An 18456-nucleotide genomic window follows, 5' to 3' on the forward strand; every position below is an offset into this window, starting at 1 on the left:
AACGGGTTCAATTCTTCGCCCTGGGCATCTGCGAAGTGAGCGAGAGACCGATGTCCATGCCCTCGATCTGGAAATGCGGCACGATAAAGAGCTTCATGCGAAAGAACCCCGGGTTGTCCTCGATGTCTTCCACCTCCACGCGCGCCTCGCGCAGCGGGTGCGAGGCCTGCAAGTCGTCGCCAGGCGCGGTCATTTCGGTGACGAGCGTCTTGACCCAGGTGTTGAGCTCGAGCTCCAGCAGCCGCCGGTCCTTGGTCGTACCGATGTTCTCGCGCTGGATCATCTTCAGATGATGCGCGATTCGCGAGAGCAGAAAGATGTAAGGCAAGCGGGCATTGACGCGGCTGTTGGCGCTCGCTTCCTTGGTGTCGAAGTCCTCGGGCTTCTGAACGGAGTGCGCGGAGTAGAAGCACGCGTCATCGTGATTTTGGAAATGCGACAGCGCGATCAGACCGATATGAGCGAACTCGAACTCACGCGTCTCGGGCACGAGTGCATCGGTGCGAATCTTGGCGAGATTGCCGGCGCCGAGCGCGTACAGTTGCGTGGGCAGGTTCTCGACGATCCCGCCCGCGCGCGGCCCGCGGATCTGGATGCACCAGCCGTTGCGCACGAAGCTTCGCACGAGATTGGTGGCGAAAGCGAACGACGCGTTCGCCCAGAGATATCCGGCGCCATTCGAATGGTTCACCGCCTCGGTGTAGTTGAATGAGCGCACCGGTGTCGTATCAGCACCGTACGGAAGACGCGCCAGAAAGCGCGGCAGCGTCAGACCCAGATAACGCGCATCGTCCGTCTTGCGCAGACTGTTCCATCGAAAATATTCGGCGCGTTCGAAATGGCCGCGCAGGTCGCGAATTGCGACGACATCTTCCATTGATGCCTTGCCGAAGAATTCAGGCGACACCGCGCCGATGAACGGCATGTGTGCGGCGGCGGACACTTTCGAAATGTCGCGCAACAGCGCCATATCCTGCGGGCTGCGATCGAATGCGTAGTTTGAGATCAGAGCAGCGATCGGCTGGCCCCCCGGTGTGTCGTATTCCTCGGTGTAGGTGTGTCGGAACAGGCCGCTCTGAACGACGTCGGGTGCGTCTTCGAAATCCCGCCGCAGCGTTTCCTTGTCGACGTCGAGCACTTCGATGTGCACATTCTTGCGAAAGTCTGTTTGGTCGACCAGAAACTTCAAGCCCCGCCAGGCCGCTTCGAGCCGCTGGAAGTCGGGGTGATGCAGGATCGCATCGAGTTGATCGCCGAGCCGTTGATCGACACTCGCGATCTCCATGTCGATGTGCAATTCGGATGATCGCTGCGGCGCGGAGGCAGATCGATCGGACGCGTCAATGACCGCGTGCGAAGTGAGGTGTCGAGAATCGGACGGAATATGCACCAACATGCTTGAATATGCTTTAAGCGCGGTAACGAGAGCAATCGCCCTAGAGGCGAGACCGCGTGCCGTTAATTCGATGAGGCGGCAACGTATATCACGTCCGAACGTGAGATGCTATCGCGCTTTGAGAAAGATCAGGAATACGGATAACTAAGACATTTCCCTCTTACAGATCGATTGCCAATGAGCTATGGTCCGATGCCAATGGCGCATCCATGCGAAGACTGATCACCGCTTGCTTTCTGGCAAGCACCGATAGCATTGCAGAGAAAGGAGTGTATGACCATGTCCAGCTTATTGGACGCAGCAGAGCGGATCACGAGCCTGGTGACGGGGCGTCAGTCGCAGCACCTTGAAGTGCCGAGCGCAGACAGTGCGGCGCTCCTGTCAGTGACGGCGCATCATATCTCGGAGAAGATGGGCGAGCCAGTGGTCTTGACGGTCCTCGTCTCCCACCCCCGTGCCATTTCTCGTCGCGACTATCTGAACCAGGACGCGAGCTTTTCGCTGACCGCCGATGACGGTACCACGCGTAAGTGGTCTGGGTTCATCTCGTCATTCTCAAAGATCAAGACGACAAACGACTTCGTGAGCTATGAGATTGTTGTCAAATCTCATCTCGCGCGCCTGCAGGGCATTCGCGACACCAAAATCTATCAGCACAAGACGATCCCTCAAATTCTCGAGGCGATCTTGGTTCGTCACAAGTTCAAACCGCACCAGTACCTTTTTCGGTTGCGGGGCGTGTATCCACAGACGCTGTTCCGCTTTCAGTATGCTCAGGATGACCTGGCGTACCTCCAGATGCTCATGACGAAGTGGGGCATCTACTTGTATGTAGAGGAAACTGAGTACGGCGATCGAATCGTCTTTGCGGATGACATCGATCATTACATTTACGATCCCGATCGCGTTGTCCCGTATCGGGAGAACGCGGGTATGGAAGCGTCGATTGAGTCGGTGTACGAACTGGCGTGCCGCACATACGTCGTGCCGCAAGCGATGGTCGTCGCAGACTATAACCCGGACAAGGCCTGGGAACGATTCAAGGCGGAGGAGAACGTAGCGCCACAGGATCCGACCACGTATGGCAAGCCTTATATCTACGGCACGGCGCATCTCGATCAGGTGGAAGCCCAGCGCAAGGCGCAGTTGTATCACGAAGAAGCGATTTGCTGGCAGGTGGTATTCGAAGGCCAGAGCAATGTGCAGGAGCTTCGCTGCGGACGTGTCTTCCGTACGGATGCCGAGTTGCCGGATGCGGAAGACGGCCTAGTGGTCGTCGAAGTGACGCATGGCGGTGCGCGAGACAAGGCGTATAGCAATACCTTCAAGGCGATTCCGGCTAGCCGACGTTTCCGTTTGAAGATCGACGAATCGAAGTGGCCGAAGATTGCGGGTACGCTCAGCGGTCGCGTGACAAGTCCTGACAAATACAAATATGCGTATTTGACGGCCGCCGGCTACTACACGGTCCGTTTCGATGTGGATTTCGACGAGTGGCCCAAAGGCGGTGAAAGTGTGCCGTTGCGTCTCGCCAAGCCGTTCGCGGGCGCGTTGCAGACAGGGTTTCACTTTCCCGGGCTGGACGATACCGAGGTGGTAATCGGCTTCCGGGACGGCGATCCGGACAAGCCAGAGCTATTGGGCTTCCATCACAACAGTCAGGCGGTCGATCACATCACGAATGCCGGTGCCAGCCGCCACCGGTACAAGCAGCGCCGCACGCGCCGTCGATCCGGCGTTCCTGAAGGCGATCAATACGCTGCAACGCATCGCGGCCCATCTGCTCGCTCAGGGCGAGCCGTCGTACCGGTTCGAACTGAAGCCAGTGCCGACCCCGGGCATCACCGATACGCTGCTCACGATCGACGCGCAAAAGCTGCATTACTACAACCAGATGGAAACGTGGAGCGGCATGGCGTGGCCGACGAGCGACCCGCAAAGCGCCGGCACGCGTCTGGAGTGGCAAACCGAAACGGCGGGCACCAACAAGCGCTTCGAATTTGCCGGTCGCTGGGCGTTCGTTCGAATGCTGGAGCGCGCGCATGTCGAGCCGATCGACACGGCGACGTATCAGGTGACGTGGCAGGCGAAGGCGCAATTCGAGGACACGCGCACCAAGTTTGCGAAGACGAACGAAGCAATCGATCAGGACGCGCTCAACGCGCACGGCCCATCTGCACCGGCGCCCGCCGACATGGCGTATCCGCTCACCTACATGCTGCGCACGGATGTGGGCAAGGGGCCGCTGGAGCTGCTGGATCTGCGCGGCTTCACGTTGCCCACGCGCATCTTCGTGAAGCGCGAGACGGCCGGGCGCAATACGAAGACCGATGGCCCGCCGCCGCTGCCCAAGGCCGCGATCGAGGCGGCCAAGCAAGCTGAAACGCCGTTACCCAATGGCCGAGGAACGCTATAAATTCGAGCGTCCGGACCTTGCTCCGGTGGCCCCACGCTGATTCGCCGATACGCTTGGCAAAAGCGGTCAATCCACACATTGATTTCTTATGTTCACCCATCTACTCAACGCGCTGTTCGGCGCACGCAAGCCGTCCGATCGCGCGATCGAAGCGCTGCCGCAATGGGACGACTGGCTCCTGCCGATTCGCGCCGATGCGCCCGTCGGTGACTACCCCGGTTACGACGACGATTTTCTCGCCATCAAGGATGAAGTCGCCAAGCTCTCGAATGTCGATGACGCGCTGATCATCGACGCGGCTGAGTGGCTCATCAAGTCCCGCGCGAAGGAAGTGCGGCTCGCGGTGTATTACGTCTATGGCCGTCTGCGCCGCGAGGGCGCGGAAGGCCTCGCCGCCGGTTTCGAAATGCTCGCGGCGCTGGTCGAGCGTTTCGACGACACGCTCTTGCCCGCGCGCGCCGGTTCGCGTCGTGCGGCGTTCGAATGGCTGTGCGGCAGCACCTTCGCCGATCGGCTCGATGCCGTGCAGGGATTCAACGGGCCGCTGCTCGAACGCGCGCTGTCGGCGCTGGCGTTGATCACCGACCGCATCAAGTCGTGGCCGGAAGATGCGCGTCCGGTGCTCGCGCCTTTGTTCGGGCGTTTCGAAGGTCGCATTGAGTCACCATCCGAGAATGATGCGACATCGACGTCGTCGAATACGGCGAGCGAGCGGAGCGCGCCGACACGGCGCTGCATCTGCTCGGCGCACTCGATGCAGACATCGAACGTTTCCAGATCAACCGCTGGGAGCCGGCACTGGCGTTCGAAGCGAAACACCATCTGCTGCGCATTCCCAAGAGCCGTTTCAACCGCAAGGATGCCCACAAAGTGGTGTCGTCGGCGCATCGACAGCCTCACTGCGATCTGACCACAATCGACGCCGCCCGCGCGGTGGCGCTGACTTAAGAAGAACAAGGAAATCACCACGATGTCGTCCCCGACCAAGGACAACGAAATCCTGCGCTATTACGAAGCGGAAATGCGTTATCTGCGCGAGGCAGGCAAGGAATTCGCCCGGGCGTTTCCCGATCGCGCACGAGAACTCGATATCGACCGCATCGGCGAGCGCGATCCGCACGTCGAACGCCTGTTCGAAGGCTTCGCGTTCCTGATGGGCCGCTTGCGTCACAAGCTCGACGATGAACTGCCGGAACTCACCGAAGGCTTGGTCAGCATGCTTTGGCCGCACTATCTTCGGATGATCCCTTCGTTGTCGATTCTGGAGCTCACTCCAAACGCGGGCGCGATGCAAAAGCACGAAGTCGTCGAAGCTGGGCTCGAAGCGACATCCGATCCGATCGCCACCGGCCTGAACGGGACTGACGAGGCGCAAATCGAATGCGTCTATCGCACCACGCAGCCGGTCGATCTATATCCGCTGACGCTTTCAGAAGCCGGCGCCTATGCGCGTGAGGATGGCCGCTCGGTCATTCGCTTTCGTTTCGCGATCCAGCCGCAAACGCAGCGCGACCGCCTGCGCGTGCCACGGCTGCGCTTCTACCTGAACGCGGACCGCCCGGTGGCGCACGCGCTATATGCGGCGTTGACCGCGAAACCGATCGCCTTGCAGTTTCGCGTGCCAGGGTTCCCGGAAGAGCGTCCGGGCATGCCCCAATCGATGGAAGGCTTGCGCCTTGCACCAGCGGGCTTCGCCACCGACGAGCGCCTGTGGCCGAAGGCCGATAACGCGTTTGGCGGCTATCAACTGCTGCTCGAATACTTCACGTTCCCCGAGAAGTTTATGTTCGTCGATTTGCTGGGGCTCGACATGGCGGCGATCCCGAAGTCGGCATTCTCGTTCGATGTCGAAGTGGTGCTGGACAAACCCTATCCCGACGACATGCGCTTCACCGAAGAGAACGTTCGGCTGTACTGCACGCCGGTCATCAACCTGTTTCCAATTGCGGCCGACCCCGTTACGGTCACGCAATTCGACACGGAATACCGCGTACGGGCGCGCGAGCAGTATGGGTCGCTCGTCGACATCTATTCAGTCGATACCGTCGAAGGCTTCGAGAAGGGCCGGCGCTTCGAATATGCGCCGTTCGCGGCGTTCAAGCATCGCGGCGGGATGCTTCGGCACGAGCTTCCGGAGCGCTATTTCCACACGCGCATGCGGCGCGGCCCCTCCGGTCGCTTCGATACGTGGCTCGTATTGGGCGGCCAGGCTTGGGAGAAAGCGCAGACGTTGCCGAAGGAGACGCTTTCGGTGACGGTGACGGGCACCAACGGCATGCTGCCGCGCAAGGCGCTGCGCGAGGCGGGCATCACGCGCATGCGTGGCGGTTTTACGAACGTGGGCGCGGTGCGCAACCTGACTGCGCCGACATTGCCGGTGTATCCGCCAACAGGCGATCGCTTCCAGTGGCGCGTGCTGTCGCATCTCGCGCCGAATTACCTCTCGCTGCTCAACGCGGAAATTCTGCGTGGCTCGCTCGGGCTCTATGACTGGACCGAGGGCGAACTCAATCGCCGGCGTATCGATGCGATCACGGACGTGCGCCATCGTCCGCTACGAAAGCTCGTCAAGGGTGGACTGATGCGCGGGGTCGAAGTGAGCGTGACACTCGACAGCACGCGCTTCGCGGGCGACGGAGATCTGGACATGTTCGGCGGCATGCTGAATCGCTTCCTTGCGCTCTACGCGACGCTGAATCTCTATACGAAGCTGGTCGTCATCTCCCAGCCGTCGGGCGCGCGCATCGAGTGGCCGGAGACGAAGGGCGAAGGAGCGCCGTTTTGAACGCGCCGGAGAAGGTATTTGGCGCAATGAATCCTGGGGCCGAGCGAACGCTGCTGCAAACGCTGCTCGATGAAGCGGCACGGATGAACTTCTATCGTTTTTGCGAGCTGATCGAGCTGGCCGCACCCGATGCCGCACCTATCGGTACGACCGATTCACCGATGACCGAGCCGGTGCGGTTCCGTTCGCGTGGACGGCTCGGTTTTCCGAGCCGTGAGATCGATAGCGTCGAATATGACGACGACCACCCTGATGCACCGCCGACCGTACGCACGACCTTCCTTGGCCTTTACGGCGTGGACGCACGTATGCCGGCTTACTTCGTCGACGAGGTGGCGCAGAACCGCGATGGCGCCGAACCGCTCTCGGCGTTTCTGGATCTATTCCACCACCGCATTCTGACGCAGCACTATCGCGTGTGGCGCAAGTATCGTTATCCGGTCGGCTATCGTGAGGGCGGCAGCGATGCGGTGTCGCGGTGTCTTTTGAGCTTCGCCGGGCTGGGATTCAGCGCGAAGCCGCATGCGGTCTCATCAAGAATCGATCCGCGCAAGCTGATGTCGATGCTGGGCATCACCGCGCAGAAGACACGCACGGCGGAAGGGCTCGCTGGCGTGCTGCAGCACGCGGTGCCGGACGCGTCGATTGCGGTCGAGGAGTTCCATCCGGTCTGGCGCGAGGTCAACGACTATGAACCGGCGGCCCTCGGCGAGCAGTGTCTGCTGGGGCGCGGGTTCTACGATCGCTCGAACGCGGTACGCGTGATCATCACGCCGGATACACGCGAGACGGTGCTCGATCTGACGCCAGGCGGGCATGCGCATCGGGAGGTGATGGCGCTGTTGCGCTTCTATCTGGGCTACGAGGCCGAGGCGCATCTGGAGATGCACGTTCGGCCCGAATTGATGCCCGATCCGGTGCTGAAGCCGAAGCAAACCAGTCTGGGATTGACGACGCAACTGTTCGACCGCTCGGCCCCGACGGACGAGCCTGCGCGCACTACGCGCGTGCATCTGGGGCGCTGGGATGGCGCAGCCGAATAAATCAAGCAGGGCAGGACCGACCATGCATCACTACAACTCGAATGCTTCCATCACGGGCCGCCTGATGCGAAGCGCAACGACCGCACTCGCCACGGCCAGTCTGCTCTCGATCGCCGGCTGCGGCGCGTGGCAGGCCACGAAGGACAGCACGGTAAGCGCAGCCGAGTGGCTCTTCACCACGCAAGTCAAGTCGATGAACGTCGAACTGAACGGTCGCGCCGCGTTGAACGAGAACGCGACCGGCCAGCCGCTTTCGACGGTGGTGCGGTTCTATCAGCTCAAGGATTCGAAGACCTTCGCGCAACTCGAATACGTCCAGTTGCAGAACGCCGATCTCGAACTGCTCAAGACGGATCTCGTCGCCACCAAGGACGTCGTGCTGCGCCCGGGCGCGAGCGCGAGCGTTGCCGAACCGATGCAGAAGGACGCCGAGCACGTTGGCGTCGTGGCGTTCTTCCGCTCGCCGAGCAGCAACGGCGTGTGGAAGCTGTTGATTCCGAAGAAGCAGTGGAAGGACACCGATCCGGTGAGAATCAGTGTGCAGAGCAATCTGCTCGTGCTCGAAGGTGCGGATCCGAAAGCCGTGAAACGCGATGCGCCGCAGCAGTCCGTATCGAACGCCGGGGCGGCTGCCGCGTCGGCGGCGTCGAGTGTCTCGGGAGCCGCCGCCGCGAGCAAAGCGGCGGCGCAGAGCGTCAACACGGCGACCGACGCGCTCACAAGCGCCAAAGCGAGCGCAAGTTCGATCTCGACGAGCGCCGGCGGGTTGCTTTCCAAATGACAATTTTCGGAGCGCCCCTCGGAAGAGTGATCCTTAACTCGCCAACTGCATGCTCAGGCAGACGAATTCGGCTGGCCCGCTGTAGCCCGCTACGCGCGAGCATTGCAACTTCATGAAGTGAGCGATGCCGGCGCTGATTCTGAGCGATGTCGAGCCGCTGTCGAAACGTGAGCCTGATCGCATTACCGTATAACCTGATTTCGTTGCCTTGCCTGGTGAGTTTGGGCCAACCGAAACTGAGAAATGGCTTCCAACCGAGATATGGAAGTCATGAAGCAGAGCCGATTCACGGAAGAACTGATGGTCACGATGCTGCGCGAGACAAACAAGGCGTCGGTCGTAGGTGGCTGAGAAACCCGCTGCGTCCGCAATGCTCGCAGACGACACATTCGCTGTCGCGCAGGCAGCGTCCGTCGCGTTCGGTTTCTGGGGTCGCAATCAGCCTGGTCAGTCAGGCTTTTCGCATCAACGTCGTCCTCGACTTCCAAATCCCAAGTCGCATTTCCACTCCTTCACGACCAACGCAGACATCGCGCCTTCCCCCACGCGTGCGAAAATCTCCTCCACACCCACCATCTTCGCTTCAAGCACGCCAAAGGACCCGTCCATGGACATTCCCCACGTTCTGCAAGCCATCGCGCATCAGGAGCACACGCTCGTGTTCCCGCAATTTCACTCGGAACACGCGTGGCAAATCGGTTCGCAATTGCGCGAGATGGCGCTGGCGCGCGATGCGGCCATCGTCATCGATGTGCGTACCTTCGGGCGCCAGCTTTTCTACGCAGCGCTCGACAACACCACACCCGACAACGCGCGCTGGGTCGAGCGCAAGTCGCGCACCGTCGAGCATTTCCGCCGCAGTTCGTATGCGATCGGCCTCACGCTGCAACAGGCCGGCACGACGCTCGCGGACAAGTACACGCTCGATCCCAAAGCGTTCGCGACGCACGGCGGCGCATTCCCGCTGCGCGTGCAGGGCGCGGGCGTGATCGGTTCCGTCGCGGTGTCGGGACTTCCGCAGCGCGATGACCATCAGCTTGTGGTCGAAGCACTATGCGCCGTGCTCGGCCAGAACTTCGGCGACCTGTCTCTCGGACGCGACTAAAAGAGAGCCCCGACGCCGATGCGCTCAACCGCTTATGTGCTTCTCGCCATCGCGATCGTCGCCGAAGTCATCGCGACTTCCGCGCTGCGCGCCTCCGATGGCTTCACGCGCGCGCTGCCCGCCGCGATCGTCGTGGCCGGATACGGGTTGTCGTTCTATCTGCTGTCGCTGACGCTGCGCGCGTTGCCCGTCGGCATCGTGTATGCGGTGTGGTCGGGCGCGGGCATCGTGCTCATCACGCTCGTCGCAGCGCTGCTCTTCAAACAGACGCCCGATCTGCCCGCGATGCTCGGCATGGGTCTCATCGTCGCCGGCGTGGTCGTGCTCAACGCCTTCTCGAAGATGAGCGCGCATTGATGCGCTCTACTTGCAACGCACGATCATCGAACGGTTCTTGACGTTCGCGGAGACCACGTTGCTGATGCCGCCGCCGGTCGGGCCGCCTTCCTCGTTGTCCTTCGACACGATGTCGTAACCGGTCGCGCCGCATTTCTTGCCGGCGAGCACGTAGCAGCTCGCCCAGCTCGATCCGGCGTCGGCGCCGCTGCAGTTGACCGCGTAGCCGGTCTGTCCATCGGGCAGATTGATGAGCGATGCTTCGTTCGACGACGCGCACGCGCCGAGAGCCGAGATCGCGACGACAGCGGCGAGCGTCGCGACGCGTGCGGAGATACGGCGCAAGCGCCGACCGGATTCCTTCATCTTTACCTCGTGAGAGCGAATTGCGATGCGCGCCGCAGTGCCTCGAGCTTCGCGGCGAGGGCGCGTTTTTTGAGAGACGCATTGTCCCATACGCGCCTTACGCGACACGTAAGCGGTTGTTAGCGCAACCCGCGCGGGCGCGATGCTTGCGATCAAACCGTGAGAGCGCCCGTATGCGCGTCAAGCCGCCCGATGAACTATTTTCCGGATCGCGCGCCTTATTCATCTGGCGTTTCGGTTGAAATTGCCGCCGATATCGGCGAAAACCGGCGCATGCGCGGCCAATTGAACGGAGGCAAAACCATGGCAGAACGAGTCACGGGGCCATATCGTGGGTATTACATCAGCGCTTCGGCGCGGCTCGTGCAGTCGCACGGCGAAAACGACGGTGAAGCGCCGATCTATGTCGGCTCGGTGAGCCTCGCGCGCGGCGGCCCGGACGATGTCCATCGTTTCGAAGCGCTCGTCGATCTCGGTCCCGAGCGGCGCTTCGCAACCGAAGACGAGGCGCTCGCACACGTCGAGCAGGCCGCGCGCGAATACATCGACCGCTTGCTGCAATCGACGTAATGCGCCCCGTTCATCTTCGACATACCGTGCTGTACGACGTCGCGAACAGCCTGATCGATCTGTTTCCGAGCGGCGCGGACGTCGCGGAAATCGGCGCGGAGCCGACGCCGGCGCTTTTCGTGAGCTGGCGCACGGGCGGCGTCGCGAATCATCCGGGCAATGTCGCGTGGGGCGTGCATTACCGATTCGACGCGCAAGTGTTGCGCGACTATCCGCATCTGTCGCTGGATGCGCGTCAACGCGTGTGCGACCGCGTGCGCGAAATGAGCCGGCTGCTCGACTTCAACTATGCCGATCCGCTTGCAAGCTCGCTGCTCGTCGTCGATGTCGACGAATCCGTGCTTGCGGCATGAGCGGCGCGGCGCTGGACCGCGCGGCGCGAGCGCGAGTACCATAGTCGCCGAATCGATTCGTGCGATCGTTCGCGGCGCCGCGAGCGGACCCGCATCGAACGCAGCGATAGAAGTGATTTCAGCGCTTGAACGTCTTCAGCAACGAGACAATCATGAATATCCGATTCCTTCCGGACGCGCCCGATTACCGCGATTCCAACCTGACCGTCGAGTTCGCCGCGATCGTAGATGGCCGGCGCGTGCCGTGCGCCATTTCGGTCGAAGCGCTCGAAGATCACTTCGGCGCGCAGACCTATGACAGCGCCGGCTGGATCGACGCATTCGATGCGGGCCGCACGCGCATCGAAGCGGTCGCGCGGGAGCATCTGCGCGTGACCAACGGCATGCCCGTGCTCCTGAAAAGCGGACACTTTCCGCCGGGGCGCGTCACCGTCTGACGCACCTTCGTTCATCTCTTACACGGCGCGATGTAAGACCTGCATCGCGCCGCCTCTTTATTCGCGCGGGACACGCCGCGCCTCCTTCCGCGTGATCGCGCAACGGAGTACCATCCATCTATTCGCCGCACGCGATGCGATTCGCTCGGCACATTACTTGCTCAACGCCATGCGCTTGGGCGGTCAAATATAAAAATCGCGCGGGGTCGTCATGCTTCAATCCTTTCTTCACTCACTTGTCGAGTCCAATGCGCTATGGCTCATCTGGGCAGCCGTTGGTGTGCTGATTCTTGCGCTGTGCATCGTGTTCGCGTCGGTCGTGCTGCGCGACTCGGACGAGCCGCTTTATCGCGCGGCTTCGCGACGGGACGACGACGGCAAGATGACCGTCTGAGCGCGCGCCCGCGCGTCGCAATTTGACTTCGAAAGAGGCGGTGCCGACAATGCCTCGCATGGGTTCGCAAGAGCGCCGCACGGAGCAAAGACGCGAGCAGCGCGAGGCGCTGCGCGAGCGCATACTCGAGGTCTCGCGCGAGATCGTGAAGCGCGAAGGCTTTGCATCGCTATCGATGAGAAAGCTGGCCGAGGCGATCGATTATTCGCCCGCCGCGCTCTATCTTCACTTCAAGAGCCGTGGCGATATCGCGCGGGCGTTGCGCGTGGAAGGGCACGCGAGTCTGCGCGACGCGTTCCTCGCCCATACATCGATTGCAGATCCGGCCGCGCGCCTGAACGCGATGGGCCGCGCGTATGTCGAATTCGGGCTGGCCGAGCCCGAGACGTATCGGCTGATGTTCATGGAGCACACGGATTCCGCGCAGGCAGTCGCCGAGGCCCAGCGTAAAGGCGACGATCACGCGGCGGAGCAAGGCGCGGCGACGCTTTCGCTGATCGCGGACGCGTTCGCCGAATTGCGTGCCGCCGACCGGCTGCCCGCGCACGCCGCGCCGCTCGCGTGCGCGGAAGGCCTGTGGGCGAATCTGCATGGCATCGTCGCGCTGAAGCTGACCGGCGCGGCGCTGCCCGAGACGCCGGCCACGACGCTCGTCGAGTTGTCGCTCGACGCGTGGTTCGCGCCGGCCAACCGAACCGAACCTCGATTCATCTCAGCGAATCGACCCGACACTTCAACACGATGACCACCGAAGACATCCGTATCGACACCGCCAACGGCATCGGCTTCATTGCGCTCGATCGTCCGAAGGCACTCAACGCGTTGACCCCGCCGATGCTGCGCGCGATCAGCGAGGCTTTGCGCGCGTGGCGCCACGATCAGGCGATCCGCGCCGTCATCGTCTATAGCCCGCACGTGCGCGCGTTTTGCGCGGGCGGCGATATCCGCTTTCTGTACGAGTCCGCGCAGGCGGGCGACCGGGCGGCGATCGACGCGTTCTTCACCGACGAATACAAGCTCAATCACGCGATCTTCACGTTCCCGAAGCCGTATGTCGCGGTCGTGAACGGCGTCGTGATGGGCGGCGGCATGGGCATCTCGCAGGGCGCGCATCACACGGGCGGCCTGCGCGTCGTCACGCAATCGACGAAGATGGCGATGCCCGAGACGCGCATCGGTCTCTTTCCCGATGTCGGCGTGAGCTGGTTCCTCGCGCGCACGCCCGGGGCGATCGGCCGTTATCTCGCGGCGACGGGCGCGAGCCTTTCCGCCGCGGACGCGCTGTACGCCCGCATGGCGGACGCTTACCTCGACGACGGCGCGCTGCCGGGCCTCATCGAATCGCTCAGGCATCAGCGCTTTCTCGATGGCGTCGAGATCGTGCGCTTCGTGCAGAACGAAACGACGAAGTACAAGGTCGCGCCGATTCCCGAAAAGGGCGAGCTGGCCGCCGCGCGCACGATGATCGACAAGCACTTCGCGGCGGGCAACGGCGCGTCGATCCTCGCGTCGCTCGAACGCGAGGCGGACATCGGCAACGACTGGGCGAAACGCACGGCCGCCGAGCTGCGCGAGCGCTCGCCGCTGTCCGTCGATGTAGCGTTGCAGCAGGTCGATCGCGCGAAATTCTCGACGATGGCCGAGACGCTGCGCCGCGATCTCGATCTGACGCGCACGATGTTCGAGCGCGGCGATGTGCTGGAAGGCATCCGCGCGCGCATCGTGGACAAGGACAACGAGCCGCGCTGGAAGATCGCGCGCGCCGAGGATGTGAACGCCGCCGATGTCGATCGCATGTTCGAAAGCGCGTGGACGCCCGCGGCGCATCCGCTGCGGCTGTTGAAGGACTGACGCTGTGAAAAGCGGCCCGCGCGGGCCGCTTTCGTTTCCGGCGGCGGGTCAGTGCGGCTCGTGACCCGCCATGAACGCGCGCATGAAGACGAGCGCGCCCCAGCCCCAGATCGCATTGGCGATGAAGTTCGGCGCGAGACGCGGCAGCATGTTGCCGCTCGGCCAGATGCCGCGGGCCGGATCGATGACGAATACGCCGACGGCCGTCAGCACGATGCCGCCGAACACGAGTGCGCCGATCCAGGGCGCGCTGCGCTCGGGCGCGACGCGCAGCAGCCACGCCATCAGCACGCCGAAGATCGAACTCCACAGCGCATTCGCGATGAATTCCGGGATGCCGAGCGGAACAAACGGTGCGGTGGAAAAGCCGGCCGGATCGACGAGACCCGCTGCGTGCAACAGCGCCAGGGTCGATTCGCGAAAAAACAGTGCGGCGAGAAAACCGGAAACGAACGGCAGAATGACTTTTTGCATTGGCTAGACCGCTTGGAGCATGAGCACGCGGTAGGCTCCGATTATCGTGACGAGCGCCATTATAGTGGCGTCGCGCGTGCTTCCAGCGGGGGTTCGGGGCCGTTGCGGGTTATTTCGCGATCGCGTCGCTCGCGGGGCTGTGATGCAGCATGCGATCGCTGTTCTGCGGTGGATTCGGGCGCTTCACCGGCATGTTGTCGGGATTGTCGGGGCGGGTGGCGCTCGCGGACGGCGCGCCGGGTGCGCCCGGCGGCTTGACCATTGAGGCACTCTCGTCGGGGCGCGCGGTCTGGGCTTGGGTCGCGAAGGTCGTGGCGAGGAGAAGGGCGGCTGTTGCGAGGTGATGTCGGGACATGATGAGTCTCCGCCAAGGGGAGACTTTCGATGTGCACGGCGCGTGCCCGAGGGCCGTCCGAATCAGAAGCCGCAAAGCAAAAAGCCCAGTCATTCGACTGGGCTTTTTGCATGAATTCTCGGTGGGGTGGCTGATGGGACTCGAACCCACGACGACAGGAATCACAATCCTGGACTCTACCAACTGAGCTACAGCCACCACTGTTACCGCGATCTCGACTGCTTCAAAACCGCTGCAGCAATCAAGAAGCGAGATTATACGAACAATGATTGCGCTTGCCTAGTCCCTTTTAGCATCTTTTTCCGACGGCCACGCATCATGCATCGAGCGCTTCCACCGCCTCGCGTAGTTGAGCCCGCGCTTCATCGAAAATCGTCAGATTGCCCTTCGCGAGACGGCGATTGTCAGACAGTACGCGACGCCATCCGCGCGCGCCGGCCACGCCGCGATACAGCCCGAGCGCATGCCGCGTCACCGCGCCGAGATACGTGCCGCGCGTCAGTTCGCCGCGTGCATAGTCGATGAGTCCCGCCTCGATTTCTTCGCGCGACGGAACCGGCGTATTCGCACCGTAAAAGCGCGTGTCGACGCCGGCGAGCACGTACGGATTGTGATAAGCCTCGCGCCCGAGCATCACGCCGTCGACGTGCTTGAGATGCTCCTCGACTTCATCGAGCGTCTTGATGCCGCCGTTGATCGAAATCTCAAGTTGCGGAAAGTCGCGCTTCAACCGATACGCATATTCGTACTTGAGCGGCGGAATCTCGCGATTCTCCTTCGGGCTCAAGCCTTTGAGGATCGCGTTGCGCGCGTGCACGATGAACACTTCGCAGCCGGCATCGGCGATCGTGCCGACGAAATCGCGCACGAACTCATATTCCTCGACGGTGTCGACGCCGATGCGATGCTTGACCGTTACCGGAATCGACACCGCGTCGCGCATCGCTTTCACGCAATCCGCGACGAGCTGCGGCTCCTTCATCAGACAAGCGCCGAACGCGCCGCGCTGCACGCGCTCGGAAGGGCAGCCGCAATTCAGGTTGATCTCGTCGTAGCCCCATTGCTCGCCGAGCTTCGCGCTTTTCGCGAGATCGGCCGGCTCGCTGCCGCCGAGCTGCAGCGCAACGGGCGCTTCGGCGGGTGTGAACGCGAGATGCCGCGCGACATCGCCGTAGAGCAGCGCGCCCGTCGTCACCATCTCCGTGTAGAGCCACGTATGACGCGATACCAGCCGATGCAGGGACCGGCAATGGCGGTCGGTCCAATCCATCATCGGTGCGACGGAGACGCGGCGGGGACTGATCTTCGATACGGCTGACATGGGCGACGGCGGCCGCACCTTCATGCGAACCGTTTGAATTTCAAGGGGAATCCGCGATTTTACCGCAGCGCGGCAGTTTGTTCGCGCCGGCTGACCGTTTCGCCCGCGCAAACGTCAGCCGCCTTCGTCCAACAATGCTAGGATTTCGAGATCACCCCAACGACGGCATCGGAGGCAGACATGGCTACTTTGGCGATCGACGGTGTGCGCTGGGTCAACGACCGCGTGACCAGCGTGCGCTGGGGCAGTTTCGATCCGGCCACGAACGACTGGGCCGCGCCCACCACCATCGTGGATGTCCAGCAGGTCGTGGACGCCATCAAGAGCGGCAAGGAAGTCCGCACGCTCTTCAAGCTCGGCGGCCGCGCCTTCCTCGGCCCGAAAGTCAGCGCGCTGCCTTACACGAACGGACACATCGGCATCGAAGCGCGCGTGCAGGACGGTCAGATCGAGAAATCGCTCGAAGACTTGCCCGCCGTCTGACGATGCCGTTGATGCAGTCGAGCGCTCGCGGAGAAGCCCGTTGAACCGGCAACAGGCGCTCCGGTTCGAAACCGAATTCATGCCGCGCATCGTGGAACGTGTGACGCGCGTCGTCGATCACGGCGTGCGCGTCGACATCCTCGGCTACGAAAGCCCGGCCGTGCCGACACGTCTGCATGTCAGCGCCGAACGTGCACCGCGACAGGGCGATGAACATCGGCGCGTTTATCCGTATCCCCTGAACGTATTTCTGACCTGGGACGACGACGAGATCGAACGGCTGATGGGCGCGGGCGGCGAGGCTCGATTCCTGCGTTATCTCGACGCCATCGGCGCGAAGCTCGATGCGTGGCAGGGCGCGCGCGAGGTCGATCTCGCGACGCGCTCGCAGGCGGAACCGTCGGTGCTCTTCGGCGGTCTCGATTTCGAAGCCTGAAGGCGGCCGGCTGCCGCCCGTTAGCGCCCGTTCAGCCGACGCATCGCATCGCCGGTCGATACGCGTCTCGCGCGGCCGGCAGGGCGCATCAACTTGAACGAGGAGGTCGGTATGGCATCGTCGAATGAAGGCGATCTGCGCGCATTCGTGCAGACCGCGGAGCAGTCGGGCGGTTTCGTCTGGGTCATCACGCTCGTCGATTTCGCGGCGCGCGAGGTCAAGCGCGCGCTGGTTTCCGAAGAGAATTTCTCCACCGCCGACGCCGCCCGCGACGCCGGCAACGATCGCCTGAAAGGCATGTCGAACGACCGCTGACGAAGCGTTCAGGCGCGCGGCCCGCTCACTTCGTCGCGATCACCATCGACTCCGCGCCGACGAGCGGTTCGACGCGCGCCGTCGCGAATCCCGCTTGCCGCATCCACGCGCAGCATTGCGCGCCGGTGTAGTCGAAGCCGCCGGGCGTTTCGATCAGCATGTTGAGGCTCATCAGAAGCCCGAAGGCATTCTGACGGCGCTCATCGTCGATGATCGCGTCGTACACGATCAACGCGCCGCCCGCCGGCAACGCCGCATGACACTTCGCGAGCAGTTCGAGCTTCTGCGGCAGATCCCAGTCGTGCAGGATGTGCCCCATCACGAGCACATCCGCCGACGGGCACGGCTCCTTGAAGAAATCGCCGGGATAAAAGCGCAGCCGGTCTTGGAGTCCGTGCGCGGCGACGTACGCGTCGAAGACCGGACCCACCACCGGCAGATCGAAGCCGCCGCCCGTCAGATGCGGATGCGCAAGCGCCACCTGCACCGGCAACGCGCCCTGCGCCGCGCCGATATCGATGAACGTGCGGTACTCGCTCCACGGGAACTGTCGCGCGATCGCGTGCGCCGCGCCCATGCTCACGCCGCTCATCGCCTGGAGAAAGCCGCGCAGACGTGCCGGGTCGCTATAGAGCGTCTCGAAGACGTTGCCGCCGTGCTTCGATTCGTTCTGCGGCAGGCCGGTGCGCAGCGCCTCCGTGAGCGAACCCCAGAACGGATAGAGGCGCGCGTTCGCCATTTCCAGCAATCCGCCGACATATGAAGGCTTGTTGCGATCCAGGAAGAAATCGGCGTCGTCGGCGTTCGCGTAGAAGCCGCCCTCGCGCGAGAGCAGGTTGAGCGCGACGAGCGTATCGAGGAAATCCAGCGCGCCCCGCGGATGCAGTGCCAGCGCCTGCACGAGATCGTCGGCCGTTCGCGGGCCGGTCGCCAGTTGCGTGAACACGCCGAGTTCGACCGCCGAAAGCAGCGTCTTCGACGCCCAGAACGCCATCCCCATTTGCAGCAGCCGCTCGGGATTGGGCTGTGCGCCGCGTTGCGCGTCTTGCATGATGCGCCTCCTGTCGGGAACGAACTGCGTAACTCTAGGAGGCGATCGCGTTCGCTTCAAGGCGCATCTGTGGGGCGCCTCACTCAGACAAAAACTCGTTCGACGATATCGAACGAGTGCGCCGGCCGCGTCGTACGGAAAATGGCGCACGCCCGACCATAATGCCTTCACACCCTGCAACGTTCACA

Annotated in this window: 21 protein-coding genes, 1 tRNA gene and 2 pseudogenes; 17 read left to right on the forward strand and 7 right to left on the reverse strand. The window is 62.7% G+C overall.

Annotated elements, in window-relative coordinates; translation table 11 throughout:
- Positions 1–7: 7 nt before the first annotated feature.
- The gene (gene tssC / locus NCR93_RS06330; RefSeq protein WP_175980008.1) at positions 8–1396 is read right to left on the reverse strand and encodes a type VI secretion system contractile sheath large subunit; all 1389 of its coding nucleotides are present in this window, start codon (positions 1394–1396) and stop codon (positions 8–10) included.
- A 411-nt stretch (positions 1397–1807) separates the two neighbouring features.
- Between tssC and NCR93_RS06335 the strand changes: the two are divergent.
- The 8 genes and pseudogenes from NCR93_RS06335 to NCR93_RS06370 form a co-directional block, all read left to right on the forward strand.
- Positions 1808–3025, forward strand: a pseudogene (locus NCR93_RS06335) (type VI secretion system Vgr family protein); the annotation flags it as partial.
- A gap of 58 nt (positions 3026–3083) precedes the next feature.
- Positions 3084–3812, forward strand: coding sequence for a type VI secretion IcmF C-terminal domain-containing protein (locus NCR93_RS06340; RefSeq protein ID WP_308196633.1), 729 nt, complete (start codon positions 3084–3086; stop codon positions 3810–3812).
- Positions 3813–3900: 88 nt separating this feature from the next.
- Positions 3901–4509, forward strand: a pseudogene (locus tag NCR93_RS32110) (type VI secretion system protein TssA); the annotation flags it as partial.
- Positions 4510–4782: 273 nt separating this feature from the next.
- Entirely contained in the window at positions 4783–6597 is a 1815-nt protein-coding gene (tssF, locus tag NCR93_RS06350; RefSeq protein ID WP_175980011.1) for a type VI secretion system baseplate subunit TssF, read from the forward strand.
- Between the two features lie 26 nt (positions 6598–6623).
- A complete protein-coding gene (gene tssG, locus NCR93_RS06355; RefSeq protein WP_239294937.1) occupies positions 6624–7640 on the forward strand; it encodes a type VI secretion system baseplate subunit TssG in 1017 nt (338 codons plus the stop codon).
- Between the two features lie 22 nt (positions 7641–7662).
- The gene (gene tssJ / locus NCR93_RS06360) at positions 7663–8421 is read left to right on the forward strand and encodes a type VI secretion system lipoprotein TssJ (RefSeq protein ID WP_372492521.1); all 759 of its coding nucleotides are present in this window, start codon (positions 7663–7665) and stop codon (positions 8419–8421) included.
- Positions 8422–9028: 607 nt separating this feature from the next.
- Positions 9029–9526, forward strand: coding sequence for a heme-degrading domain-containing protein (locus tag NCR93_RS06365; RefSeq protein ID WP_034473617.1), 498 nt, complete (start codon positions 9029–9031; stop codon positions 9524–9526).
- Positions 9527–9544: 18 nt separating this feature from the next.
- A complete protein-coding gene (locus tag NCR93_RS06370; protein ID WP_008349954.1) occupies positions 9545–9883 on the forward strand; it encodes a DMT family transporter in 339 nt (112 codons plus the stop codon).
- A 6-nt stretch (positions 9884–9889) separates the two neighbouring features.
- Here the strand turns inward: NCR93_RS06370 and NCR93_RS06375 are convergent, their stop codons facing one another.
- Positions 9890–10228, reverse strand: coding sequence for a hypothetical protein (locus NCR93_RS06375; protein ID WP_175980012.1), 339 nt, complete (start codon positions 10226–10228; stop codon positions 9890–9892).
- Between the two features lie 303 nt (positions 10229–10531).
- Here NCR93_RS06375 and NCR93_RS06380 point away from each other — a divergent pair, with 303 nt between their 5' ends.
- The 6 genes from NCR93_RS06380 (at position 10532) to NCR93_RS06405 (ending at position 13833) form a co-directional block, all read left to right on the forward strand.
- Entirely contained in the window at positions 10532–10798 is a 267-nt protein-coding gene (locus NCR93_RS06380) for a hypothetical protein (protein WP_033535792.1), read from the forward strand.
- Positions 10798–11151, forward strand: a complete 354-nt coding sequence (locus NCR93_RS06385) for a hypothetical protein (RefSeq protein ID WP_008349948.1) — start codon at positions 10798–10800, stop codon at positions 11149–11151. The genes NCR93_RS06380 and NCR93_RS06385 overlap by 1 nt, the downstream gene beginning before the upstream one ends.
- 152 nt (positions 11152–11303) lie before the next feature.
- Entirely contained in the window at positions 11304–11588 is a 285-nt protein-coding gene (locus tag NCR93_RS06390; RefSeq protein ID WP_008349946.1) for a DUF1488 family protein, read from the forward strand.
- Between the two features lie 211 nt (positions 11589–11799).
- The gene (locus NCR93_RS06395; RefSeq protein WP_008349944.1) at positions 11800–11982 is read left to right on the forward strand and encodes a hypothetical protein; all 183 of its coding nucleotides are present in this window, start codon (positions 11800–11802) and stop codon (positions 11980–11982) included.
- 49 nt (positions 11983–12031) lie between these two features.
- A complete protein-coding gene (locus NCR93_RS06400; RefSeq protein WP_239294967.1) occupies positions 12032–12727 on the forward strand; it encodes a TetR/AcrR family transcriptional regulator in 696 nt (231 codons plus the stop codon).
- A complete protein-coding gene (locus NCR93_RS06405) occupies positions 12724–13833 on the forward strand; it encodes an enoyl-CoA hydratase/isomerase family protein (protein WP_034473621.1) in 1110 nt (369 codons plus the stop codon). Before NCR93_RS06400 ends, NCR93_RS06405 begins: the two co-directional genes overlap by 4 nt.
- A 48-nt stretch (positions 13834–13881) precedes the next feature.
- On the opposite strand, the gene NCR93_RS06410 is transcribed toward NCR93_RS06405, so the two are convergent.
- The 4 genes from NCR93_RS06410 to dusA all read right to left on the reverse strand — a co-directional run bounded on the left by NCR93_RS06410 (position 13882) and on the right by dusA (position 15983).
- On the reverse strand, positions 13882–14307 hold the full coding sequence (locus tag NCR93_RS06410; protein ID WP_008349938.1) for a hypothetical protein: 426 nt from the start codon (positions 14305–14307) through the stop codon (positions 13882–13884).
- A gap of 109 nt (positions 14308–14416) precedes the next feature.
- Positions 14417–14662 (reverse strand): hypothetical protein, encoded by a 246-nt coding sequence (locus tag NCR93_RS06415; RefSeq protein WP_033535750.1) that lies wholly within the window; start codon positions 14660–14662, stop codon positions 14417–14419.
- Positions 14663–14784: 122 nt separating this feature from the next.
- A tRNA-His gene (locus NCR93_RS06420) sits at positions 14785–14860 on the reverse strand.
- 118 nt (positions 14861–14978) lie between these two features.
- Positions 14979–15983 carry a tRNA dihydrouridine(20/20a) synthase DusA gene (gene dusA / locus NCR93_RS06425; protein ID WP_175980085.1) on the reverse strand — a complete coding sequence of 335 codons (1005 nt, stop codon included), beginning with the start codon at positions 15981–15983 and terminating at the stop codon, positions 14979–14981.
- Positions 15984–16163: 180 nt separating this feature from the next.
- Here dusA and NCR93_RS06430 point away from each other — a divergent pair, with 180 nt between their 5' ends.
- The 3 genes from NCR93_RS06430 (at position 16164) to NCR93_RS06440 (ending at position 17217) form a co-directional block, all read left to right on the forward strand.
- A complete protein-coding gene (locus NCR93_RS06430; protein ID WP_008349936.1) occupies positions 16164–16466 on the forward strand; it encodes a hypothetical protein in 303 nt (100 codons plus the stop codon).
- A gap of 40 nt (positions 16467–16506) precedes the next feature.
- A complete protein-coding gene (locus tag NCR93_RS06435) occupies positions 16507–16902 on the forward strand; it encodes a DUF5594 family protein (protein WP_008349935.1) in 396 nt (131 codons plus the stop codon).
- 111 nt (positions 16903–17013) lie between these two features.
- On the forward strand, positions 17014–17217 hold the full coding sequence (locus NCR93_RS06440) for a hypothetical protein (RefSeq protein WP_175980086.1): 204 nt from the start codon (positions 17014–17016) through the stop codon (positions 17215–17217).
- 25 nt (positions 17218–17242) lie between these two features.
- On the opposite strand, the gene NCR93_RS06445 is transcribed toward NCR93_RS06440, so the two are convergent.
- Entirely contained in the window at positions 17243–18268 is a 1026-nt protein-coding gene (locus tag NCR93_RS06445; RefSeq protein WP_008349933.1) for a methyltransferase, read from the reverse strand.
- Positions 18269–18456 lie beyond the last annotated feature (188 nt).

The sequence above is a fragment of the Caballeronia sp. ATUFL_F1_KS39 genome (assembly GCF_023630985.1).
Classification (GTDB): Bacteria; Pseudomonadota; Gammaproteobacteria; order Burkholderiales; family Burkholderiaceae; genus Caballeronia; species Caballeronia zhejiangensis.

Bases quoted from the DNA above. Each gene is read 5' to 3' on its own strand.
- tssC (WP_175980008.1), bottom strand. From the start codon at position 1,396: ATGTTGGTGCATATTCCGTCCGATTCTCGACACCTCACTTCGCACGCG.
- tssF (WP_175980011.1), top strand. From the start codon at position 4,783: ATGTCGTCCCCGACCAAGGACAACGAAATCCTGCGCTATTACGAAGCG.
- dusA (WP_175980085.1), bottom strand. From the start codon at position 15,983: ATGTCAGCCGTATCGAAGATCAGTCCCCGCCGCGTCTCCGTCGCACCG.
- NCR93_RS06370 (WP_008349954.1), top strand. From the start codon at position 9,545: ATGCGCTCAACCGCTTATGTGCTTCTCGCCATCGCGATCGTCGCCGAA.
- NCR93_RS06440 (WP_175980086.1), top strand. From the start codon at position 17,014: ATGGCATCGTCGAATGAAGGCGATCTGCGCGCATTCGTGCAGACCGCG.
- NCR93_RS06375 (WP_175980012.1), bottom strand. From the start codon at position 10,228: ATGAAGGAATCCGGTCGGCGCTTGCGCCGTATCTCCGCACGCGTCGCG.
- tssJ (WP_372492521.1), top strand. From the start codon at position 7,663: ATGCATCACTACAACTCGAATGCTTCCATCACGGGCCGCCTGATGCGA.
- NCR93_RS06430 (WP_008349936.1), top strand. From the start codon at position 16,164: ATGGCTACTTTGGCGATCGACGGTGTGCGCTGGGTCAACGACCGCGTG.
- NCR93_RS06365 (WP_034473617.1), top strand. From the start codon at position 9,029: ATGGACATTCCCCACGTTCTGCAAGCCATCGCGCATCAGGAGCACACG.
- NCR93_RS06410 (WP_008349938.1), bottom strand. From the start codon at position 14,307: ATGCAAAAAGTCATTCTGCCGTTCGTTTCCGGTTTTCTCGCCGCACTG.
- NCR93_RS06405 (WP_034473621.1), top strand. From the start codon at position 12,724: ATGACCACCGAAGACATCCGTATCGACACCGCCAACGGCATCGGCTTC.
- NCR93_RS06415 (WP_033535750.1), bottom strand. From the start codon at position 14,662: ATGTCCCGACATCACCTCGCAACAGCCGCCCTTCTCCTCGCCACGACC.
- NCR93_RS06385 (WP_008349948.1), top strand. From the start codon at position 10,798: ATGCGCCCCGTTCATCTTCGACATACCGTGCTGTACGACGTCGCGAAC.
- NCR93_RS06400 (WP_239294967.1), top strand. From the start codon at position 12,032: ATGCCTCGCATGGGTTCGCAAGAGCGCCGCACGGAGCAAAGACGCGAG.
- NCR93_RS06445 (WP_008349933.1), bottom strand. From the start codon at position 18,268: ATGCAAGACGCGCAACGCGGCGCACAGCCCAATCCCGAGCGGCTGCTG.
- NCR93_RS06390 (WP_008349946.1), top strand. From the start codon at position 11,304: ATGAATATCCGATTCCTTCCGGACGCGCCCGATTACCGCGATTCCAAC.
- NCR93_RS06395 (WP_008349944.1), top strand. From the start codon at position 11,800: ATGCTTCAATCCTTTCTTCACTCACTTGTCGAGTCCAATGCGCTATGG.
- tssG (WP_239294937.1), top strand. From the start codon at position 6,624: ATGAATCCTGGGGCCGAGCGAACGCTGCTGCAAACGCTGCTCGATGAA.
- NCR93_RS06380 (WP_033535792.1), top strand. From the start codon at position 10,532: ATGGCAGAACGAGTCACGGGGCCATATCGTGGGTATTACATCAGCGCT.